Source organism: uncultured Arthrobacter sp. (genome assembly GCF_902805515.1).
In the GTDB taxonomy this organism is placed as follows: Bacteria; Actinomycetota; Actinomycetes; order Actinomycetales; family Micrococcaceae; genus Arthrobacter_D.
In genome coordinates, this window is sequence record NZ_CADCTE010000141.1 from 1 (window position 1) to 7,633 (window position 7,633).

11 protein-coding genes are annotated in these 7,633 nt (G+C 69.5%); 5 read left to right on the forward strand and 6 right to left on the reverse strand.

The window, feature by feature from the left end:
* The 3 genes from QZX79_RS12520 to mgrA all read right to left on the reverse strand — a co-directional run.
* Window positions 1–482: GXWXG domain-containing protein (locus tag QZX79_RS12520; protein WP_294568591.1), on the reverse strand; the 482-nt coding region annotated here is incomplete at its 3' end.
* On the reverse strand, window positions 479–688 hold the full coding sequence (locus tag QZX79_RS12525; RefSeq protein WP_294568592.1) for a DUF4177 domain-containing protein: 210 nt from the start codon (window positions 686–688) through the stop codon (window positions 479–481). The genes QZX79_RS12520 and QZX79_RS12525, both read right to left, overlap by 4 nt.
* 84 nt (window positions 689–772) lie before the next feature.
* Complete coding sequence (gene mgrA, locus QZX79_RS12530; RefSeq protein ID WP_294568593.1) at window positions 773–1,804, reverse strand: L-glyceraldehyde 3-phosphate reductase; 1,032 nt, start codon at window positions 1,802–1,804, stop codon at window positions 773–775.
* Window positions 1,805–1,948: 144 nt separating this feature from the next.
* Between mgrA and QZX79_RS12535 the strand changes: the two genes are divergently transcribed.
* Window positions 1,949–2,119: a hypothetical protein gene (locus QZX79_RS12535; protein WP_294568594.1), complete on the forward strand. Its 171-nt coding sequence runs from the start codon at window positions 1,949–1,951 to the stop codon at window positions 2,117–2,119.
* A gap of 17 nt (window positions 2,120–2,136) precedes the next feature.
* Here QZX79_RS12535 and QZX79_RS12540 read toward each other — a convergent pair whose 3' ends face one another.
* Window positions 2,137–2,307: a hypothetical protein gene (locus tag QZX79_RS12540; protein WP_294568595.1), complete on the reverse strand. Its 171-nt coding sequence runs from the start codon at window positions 2,305–2,307 to the stop codon at window positions 2,137–2,139.
* 181 nt (window positions 2,308–2,488) lie between these two features.
* Here QZX79_RS12540 and msrA point away from each other — a divergent pair, with 181 nt between their 5' ends.
* Window positions 2,489–3,004, forward strand: coding sequence for a peptide-methionine (S)-S-oxide reductase MsrA (gene msrA / locus QZX79_RS12545; RefSeq protein WP_294568596.1), 516 nt, complete (start codon window positions 2,489–2,491; stop codon window positions 3,002–3,004).
* Window positions 3,005–3,259: 255 nt separating this feature from the next.
* Here the strand turns inward: msrA and QZX79_RS12550 are convergent, their stop codons facing one another.
* Window positions 3,260–3,799 (reverse strand): hypothetical protein, encoded by a 540-nt coding sequence (locus QZX79_RS12550; protein WP_294568597.1) that lies wholly within the window; start codon window positions 3,797–3,799, stop codon window positions 3,260–3,262.
* Between the two features lie 453 nt (window positions 3,800–4,252).
* Between QZX79_RS12550 and QZX79_RS12555 the strand changes: the two genes are divergently transcribed.
* From QZX79_RS12555 to QZX79_RS12565, 3 genes are all read left to right on the forward strand, one after another.
* A complete protein-coding gene (locus QZX79_RS12555; RefSeq protein WP_294568598.1) occupies window positions 4,253–5,077 on the forward strand; it encodes a sigma factor-like helix-turn-helix DNA-binding protein in 825 nt (274 codons plus the stop codon).
* A gap of 150 nt (window positions 5,078–5,227) precedes the next feature.
* The gene (locus QZX79_RS12560) at window positions 5,228–5,770 is read left to right on the forward strand and encodes a carboxymuconolactone decarboxylase family protein (RefSeq protein WP_294568599.1); all 543 of its coding nucleotides are present in this window, start codon (window positions 5,228–5,230) and stop codon (window positions 5,768–5,770) included.
* 134 nt (window positions 5,771–5,904) lie between these two features.
* Window positions 5,905–6,300: a GNAT family N-acetyltransferase gene (locus QZX79_RS12565; RefSeq protein WP_294568600.1), complete on the forward strand. Its 396-nt coding sequence runs from the start codon at window positions 5,905–5,907 to the stop codon at window positions 6,298–6,300.
* Between the two features lie 335 nt (window positions 6,301–6,635).
* On the opposite strand, the gene QZX79_RS12570 is transcribed toward QZX79_RS12565, so the two are convergent.
* Window positions 6,636–7,043, reverse strand: coding sequence for a RidA family protein (locus tag QZX79_RS12570; RefSeq protein WP_294568601.1), 408 nt, complete (start codon window positions 7,041–7,043; stop codon window positions 6,636–6,638).
* Window positions 7,044–7,633 lie beyond the last annotated feature (590 nt).

Genomic DNA, 7,633 nt, shown 5'->3' on the forward strand with positions numbered 1-7,633 from the left:
TCGATGATCGGGAGCGCGTCGTAGATCATCGCGGCGGTGCTGACCCCGCGGTGCTCGACCGTGCGCAGCCGTGCCGCGGGCCTGTTCGTGGACAGCAGCGGGCGCAGCCGGCCGAAGACCGTACGGACGGGCCACAGCCGGGCCAGGTCCGAATGGTCGCGCAGCAGCCCGAGCGGGATCCACGACGGGTCGACCGGCCTCGGCTCGCCGCCACGGCCCGAGCCACGGCCACGGAAAAGCAGCGGATGCACCGACTCCAGGCCGGTGAACTCCTTGCCGTACCAGCCGTAGGCCTCGAGCAGCCCGTCCAGCCGGGACCCGGTCGGCAGCCCGCTCCCCCGCCACCGACCGAGCATGTCGGCGGCCGGAACAGTCGGGAGTCCGTCGAAGAAGGCCAACGCCTCCTCCGGCGCGGTGCCCGACCGGTGCTCGGCCAACCAGGAGGCAGCGGCCTCGTCGCTCAGCTGCGGGATGGTCGTCACACGACGGGCCTCTCGAAGGTGACCAGCACGCCGTCCACCCCACCGGGTCCGACGCGGCCCTTCACCTCGACGGCGGTGATCGCCTTGAGCTGCCACCCGTCCCGGGCCTGCTCGTTGAGCACCTTCTCCAGCTTGTCGCCGGACATCTTGCCCCCGAGCATGCCCTCGCGGATCTCCTCGACCTTGTACTCGTACCGTGCTGCCATCTCCTGCTCCGTCCGTCGCCCTCGTCGGTCGTCGGAGTCAGCCTGCCCATCCCGGCCGGTTCCGGCGAGCCGACCGCGCGGCGGTCATGCGGTGCGGGGTGCCGCCCAGAGGTCGATCCCGCTGTCGACGGCGTGCTCGTCGATGGCCCGGAGCTCGTCGTCGTCGAAGCTCAGGTTGTCCAGCGCCGCGACGTTCTGCTCCAGCTGACCGACGCTGCTCGCCCCGATGAGGACCGTCGTCATCCGCGGGTCGCGCAGCGCCCAGGCCAGCGCCATCTGGGCCAGGCCCTGGCCGCGGTTCTCGGCGATCTGGTTCAGCGTGCGGATGTGGCCGAGCGCCTCGTCGGTCAGCAACTCCGCCGACAGCGACTTGCCCTGGCTGGCGCGGGACCCCTCCGGGACGCCGTCCAGGTACTTGGACGTGAGCATCCCCTGGGCCAGCGGCGAGAACGCGATGCAGCCGGCGCCCACCTGCTCGAGGGTGTCCAGCAGGCCCTCGGTCTCGACCCAGCGGTTGAGCATCGAGTACGACGGCTGGTGGATGAGCAGCGGCGTGCCGAGGTCGGCGAGGATCGCCGCCGCCTCCGCCGTGTCCTTCGGCGAGTAGGAGGAGATGCCGGCGTAGAGCGCCTTGCCGGACCGGACCGCGGTGTCCAGCGCGCCCATGGTCTCCTCGAGCGGCGTGGTCGGGTCGGGGCGGTGGCTGTAGAAGATGTCGACGTAGTCCAGCCCCATGCGGCCCAGCGACTGGTCGAGGCTGGACAGCACGTACTTGCGGCCGCCGCCGCCCTGGCCATAGGGGCCGGGCCACATGTCGTAGCCGGCCTTGGTGGAGATGACCAGCTCGTCGCGGTAGGGGCGGAGGTCGTCGGCCAGATGGCGGCCGAAATTGGTCTCGGCCGAGCCGTAGGGCGGGCCGTAGTTGTTGGCCAGGTCGAAGTGCGTGACGCCCAGGTCGAAGGCGCGGCGCAGGATCGCCCGCTGCCGGTCGAAAGGCATGTCGTCGCCGAAGTTGTGCCAGAGGCCGAGGCTGATCGCCGGCAGGTCCAGACCGCTCTTCCCCGTGCGGCGGTAGGTCATCGAGTCGTAGCGGTCGTCGGCTGCGCGGTAGGCCATGCCCCTATAGTTCCTGGTCGCAGGGCAGTAGCGCTGCCTGTACCTGCCGGTAACCGAGATCGGCCGGCCGGGACAGCACCCCTGCCCTGGCCCGGCTGGCGGCCTTAGGCTGGGAACGCTGCCTACACCCCCAGGGAGAGCCTGATGCTCCGTCTGCTCGGACTGCTGCTCGTCATCTGGCTGGTGATCACCGTCGTCGGTGCCGTGGTCAAGGGTCTGTTCTGGCTCGCTGTCGTCGGCGCGCTGTTCTTCGTCGTGACGGCGGCGATCGGGTGGACCAAGCGTGACGACAAGGCCTTGCCGCCGGGACGGTGACGAAGGGCCTTCCCCAATCAGTCGCCGTCCGCGTCGCCGGACATCCCGTCGCCGTACGGGGCGACGCCGGTCGACCAGTCGACCCCGTGCTGACGCGGTTGGGACTGCACCTCGACCTGGTCGCCGACCGGGACCCGGGCGCTGGACTCGAGCTCGTCGACCGGGATGGAGTACCGCTGCTCCGTCATGGCGCGCAGCCTCACCCGACGCGGATCGGTTGTCCAGGGCGGCGTCCCTCCGTTGATCGGCCGCGCCACCTTTTCGAGAGAGTCCGATCCGTGGCACCGACGACGACCGGGGCTCGGCGCGGAAACATCGGCGCACGTCACGGTGTTGTGACGGTCGTGCTCGAGAAGAAGGAGGCACACCATGACCACTGAGACCGCGATCCTCGCCAGCGGCTGTTTCTGGGGAGCCCAGGAGCTGCTGCGGAAGCGCCCCGGAGTGATCTCCACCCGTGTCGGCTACTCGGGAGGCGACACTCCGAACGCCACGTACCGGAACCACGGTGACCACGCCGAGGCGGTGGAGCTCGTCTTCGACCCCGACGTGATCTCGTTCCGAGAGGTGCTGGAGTTCTTCTTCCAGATCCACGACCCGTCGACGCGGGACCGGCAGGGCAACGACGTGGGCCGCAGCTACCGCTCGGCGATCTTCTTCACCAACGAGGAGCAGGAGCGCGTCGCCCTCGACACGATCGCGGACGTCGACGCGTCGGGCCTGTGGCCCGGCAAGGTCGTCACCGAGGTGGCCGCGGCCGGCCCGTTCTGGCAGGCCGAGGAGCAGCACCAGGACTACCTGCGGAAGTACCCCTACGGGTACACCTGCCACTCCGTGCGCCCCGGCTGGGTGCTCCCCCGCCGCGACGCACAGCTCGCTGGATAGTCGGCGGCGCGGCCCGCGCCGCCCACCAGGGAGGCGCGTGGCCGGACGCCCTGACCGGGGGCGACTGAACTGAGAAGGGGCGGGCGACCAACTGGTCGCCCGCCCCTTCTGCTCGCCACAGGTGTTACTGCTGCTCGAGCCCTGGGTCGCCGTGATCGTGGTAACCGCACTCCTCCCAGAACCCACGCTCGTCATGGGCCGTGAGGCGCAGGCTGGCACCCACTTCGCGCTCTTCCTGGGCGCGGTGGATGTTCGTCAGGCGGGCCCGGTCCCGGCGGTCGCGTCGGGAGCAGTGCCGGGAGACCCTGCGAGCAGTCGTTCGATCGTCACGACGGCGGTATCCGGGTCGACGCTGAAGCCGTCGGCTGCGACGATCCGCGCCGGCCGCGGTCCGATGATGACCGTCCACGGCGTCCCACCGGTTCGGTAGTCGGCCATCAGGGTGGGCCAGGAGCCCGAGTCGTGGCCGAGCGCGATGTCGGTGAGTCCGTATCGCGCGACCGACTCTCGCGCCGCATCGGCGGTGTTGATGTCGTGCCCTTCGAAGGCGGTCTGGACGACGATGAACTTCACCTGCCCGTCCAAGCCCTTCGCCCTCAGCTTCTCCTGCGTCTTCTGCAGAGCTGGGAACCCGTGGCTGTGGCAGCCGGGGCACCAGGACTGGAAGCCGAAGACGTAGATGACCGGCTGCTCGATCTCGGCGATCTGCAGGCCGCCGCTCTCGACGCCGCTGAGCCATACCGGCACACGCAGTTCCGGCGCGGGCCGGCCGACGATCCCGAAGTCCTGTTTCACCGAAGCACCTCACACCTTCCTGCCGCCGACAGGGCTCGCCCGTTGGAGCCTCTGAGGACCTCGCGGTGTCCACGCTGACAGAGGTGAGAGCGACGGCCGGTCCCGGCGTTACATCCGAGAGCTGAGGTGATCCGATGAGGGGCGTCGGGCGCCGGACGCCGAGGCATCCTGCCCCGCGGTTCCCGGCGTGGAGTCGCCCCCGTGTCCGCTGTCCGCGCCACGGTTCCCAGCGAGGACATCGACCTCGACCGACCAGATTCTCGCCAGAGCGCAGCTCGCTGGCTGTCTCGTCCGTAACGTCTACGGTCGACCCAGGACGTCATCTGCGACGTCACGGCCTGCGCCGGCCTGCCTGGACCCCACCGTCACGAGGTCGCAGGATCAGTCCGCACGCCAGAGCCGGTGGCTCCGTCATGGTCACGCCAGGCCGCCAGCCGAAAAGAGAGGGACCTCTTGAGCACCGAGACGACTAGCCAAGACACGAACCCCACCTGTGCAACCTGCACCGACCAGCTGACGTCGTTCCAGAGCGGCTTGCTGCCGGAGTACGACCGCGAGACCGTGTCCGAACACCTCACGACCTGCCCGCAGTGCCGGATCTTCGTCGACCAGGTGGACCAGAGCCGGCGTCTGCTGGCATCGGCGCCCCCTCCGGAGCCCCCCGTGGACGTGAGCCGACGGATCGCCGAGGAGTTCGCGTCCTCCTCGGCTACGACGGACATCTCCGACATCGTGGCCCGCCTGCATCGTCTGGCCATGACTCTGGGGGTCGACGACCCGGACGACCTGGTGCAGCGGACCCTCCTGGCCGGACTGGAGCGCCGCCCGGAGCAGCTGGGGTATACCGACCTGGCCCACCGGCTGGTGGAGTCGGCGTCCACGAGCCGGGCGACGAACACGACCGTCACCGAAGCGGCGCCCGACCCCGACCTGCTCGACGTCGATTCGGAGCCTGCGGAGCTGTACTTCCCCGACTTCTACGAGGAAGGGCCCGACCTCGGCAGGCACGTCGACTCGCCCAACGTCTGGGGACGCACCGACGAGCTCTCGCCGGACGAGGACTACGAGACCGGCGAGCTATACGAGGCGGCCGACCAGGCGATGGATCAGTTGCCCGCCCAGACACGTCAGCTCATCCAACTGGTCGACGTCGAAGGCTTCTCGCTCACCCAAGCGGCCGCAGGCTTGGATCTCGATGAAGAATCGGCGGCCCGAGAGCTCAACCGGGGCCGCATCCATGTCCGAGGGGCACTGGACCTCTTTCTGACCGGCGGATAGCGGCGATCCGCCCAGACCTGGTCCGGGATGGTGCTCTCGGGACCGAGGGCACCATCCCGGCCAGCGGAGGCGAGGCGGGCTGAGGCGGCGGCAGCACCGCACGATGTGCAGCACAGTGGACCCGCGTCGACCGAAGGGGTGGACCCGAGCATGACGATTGACGCCGACAGCATCCAGAAGACCCGCCTCGACACCGCTGTCAACGAACCGCTGACAGCGTTGGCGTCCGCCGGGGCCGCCGCGTTCGGATACACCTCGACCCTGAAGCTCGATCACGAGCTGGCGCAGCTGCTGAGGCTGCGGGTGGCCCAGATCAACGACTGCACGTACTGCCTCGGGGTCCACTACCCCGCCGCCCGTGCGGCGGGCATCTCCCAGACGCGGATCGACACGGTGTCCGCCTGGTGGGAGACCCGGCTCTTCACTTCCGCGGAACGGGCCGCGCTGGCCTACGCCGAAGCACTGACCAGGCTGGCCGACCCGGCCGTCTCGCGGGGCTTCCAGCAGGTCCACGAGGAGCTGGCCGCCCATTTCGAGGCGGACGTCCTGGTCGAGATCGTGGGTGTCATCGTCAACATGAACATCTGGACCCGCCTGAAGCGGGCCGAAGGTGCCATGCCAACCACGGACATGCCCACCGCCGATCTGCCCACCGCCGGCGTGCCCGGGACCGACCGACGGCCCGGCGCCTGATCGATCTGCAGACCGGTCACTGGTTCGACACTGGCCTCCGGCGAATGCGAACGACGGGCGCGAGCGCGCTCATCGGTGCACTACATTCGATGTGCCGGCACCCTTCCCGACCACGCCGACGGAAGGTCGCGATCATGGTTGACGCCACCGATTCTCAGCCGGTTCAGTCCGCCGGCGACGACGCCCAGGCGTGTGGAGTGCCTGCCGAGCACGTCGCCGGGTCGTCCGATGACATCGGGTTCGACATCGTTCTGGACGAAGACCTGCGTGCGTACCTCGCGGTCGCGAATGGCGAGGAGCTGGGCGCGATCACCTATGAGGTCGCCGGCGATCGAGTCATCCTCCGAGCCACCAACGTCCGCCCGGAACATCAGGGTCGAGCAGTGGGCACGAGGCTCGGCCTCGCCCTGCTCGAACGGTTTCGGCGCGAGCACAAGACGGTCCTGGTGACCTGCCCCTTCATGCGCAACCTCATCGACAAGCATCCTGAGTACGCGGACGTCGCGACTCACGCTCCACGGGAAGCCTGACTTCCCTGCGCGAGCCGGCGGCGATCCAGCCGACAGTGAGGACGTCGCCTCCCGGGTCCGCGGCCTGCGTCGCCTCCGGAGCGCCGCCCGTCCTCGCGTGCGCAAGCCGTTGCCGGCGAACAGGCGGTCCCGGCCACCGTCCGCATGAGCCTTCAACCGGCCGGTCGTCTCCACTGGATCCTTCGGCCACCCACGTCGTCGTGCACGACCGCATACTCGGCCAGGACGTAGGACAGCCTTGAACCGGCCCGTGGTCCACGTGCCCGTGATCGGTGCGGCGGACAGAGAGGTGGGCGGCCCAGCTGGGTCACCTACCTCCCTGCCCGAGGGACCACTCAGTCGAGAACGGCGGTGGCTTCGAGCTCGACGAGGTAGCCCGGCCCGGCGAGGGCTGCAACACCGATCAGGGTGAACGGCGGCAGCGGATTCATGCCCAGCTTCGCCGACGCACGGGCGATCCCGTCGATCAGCGAGGGCATCTTGTCAGGGGTCCAGCCAACGAAGTAGCCGGTCAGCTTCGCCACGTCATCGAAGGAACCACCTACCGCCGCCAGTGCGGTGCCGACGTTGACGTAGCACTGTTCGACCTGCCCCGCGAGATCGCCCTCGCTGACAAGCTCACCATCGGCGTCCACGCTGACCTGGCCGGCCACGAACACGAGCTTCGACCCGGTGGCGACCGCCACCTGGCGGTAGACGTCCACCGTCATCAGTCCTTCTGGGTTGTTCAGTGTGATGGGCACTTCTTCTCCTTGTGCGTAGGTACCGAGGCACGGCACCCGATTGGCGGGCGACCAGTTCTGTCTTGAGTCGACTGCGAGCCCGCCGCGTTTCAGTTGGTCCGACCCCTATGGGAACGGACGGGCACCGGCCGATCCGCAGGGCGATCGCGCTGCGGACAGCCGGTGGCCTCCGCCCCTCGACCCGCGTGCTGGTGGTCGGCGCATCGCCCCCGCCCCGTGGCGACCCGCGCGACGGTGAAGAACCAGCTCTTTCGCCAGCTCGACCGCGGAACTACGGGCTCGGTCCCGGACGCGCACGCCTGCCCGGGGTGGTCGCCGCCTACGTCTCGAAGCGCCGGACCAGGCCTGGACCGGCGGCGAGTCGTGCCCGTTCGGGGCGTGCGACCCGGCTGGGCCCGGGGCGACGCGCGGTGTGCGCCCCGAGCCCAGGCCCTGCTAGTGCTGGTAAGCCGGGTAGTCCAGGTATCCGACCTCGCCGCCCTGGTAGTACGTGTCCGGATCGGCCTCTCGGAGAGGGAGCCCGAGGCGGAGCCGCTCGACCAGGTCGGGGTTGCCGATGAAGGCGCGTCCGAAGCTGACGAGGTCTGCTC

What these genes read in the sequence shown, in the direction of transcription:
- QZX79_RS12525 (WP_294568592.1), bottom strand. Translation starts at nt 688, where the DNA reads ATGGCAGCACGGTACGAGTACAAGGTCGAGGAGATCCGCGAGGGCATG.
- QZX79_RS12565 (WP_294568600.1), top strand. Translation starts at nt 5,905, where the DNA reads ATGGTTGACGCCACCGATTCTCAGCCGGTTCAGTCCGCCGGCGACGAC.
- QZX79_RS12535 (WP_294568594.1), top strand. Translation starts at nt 1,949, where the DNA reads ATGCTCCGTCTGCTCGGACTGCTGCTCGTCATCTGGCTGGTGATCACC.
- msrA (WP_294568596.1), top strand. Translation starts at nt 2,489, where the DNA reads ATGACCACTGAGACCGCGATCCTCGCCAGCGGCTGTTTCTGGGGAGCC.
- QZX79_RS12540 (WP_294568595.1), bottom strand. Translation starts at nt 2,307, where the DNA reads ATGACGGAGCAGCGGTACTCCATCCCGGTCGACGAGCTCGAGTCCAGC.
- mgrA (WP_294568593.1), bottom strand. Translation starts at nt 1,804, where the DNA reads ATGGCCTACCGCGCAGCCGACGACCGCTACGACTCGATGACCTACCGC.
- QZX79_RS12560 (WP_294568599.1), top strand. Translation starts at nt 5,228, where the DNA reads ATGACGATTGACGCCGACAGCATCCAGAAGACCCGCCTCGACACCGCT.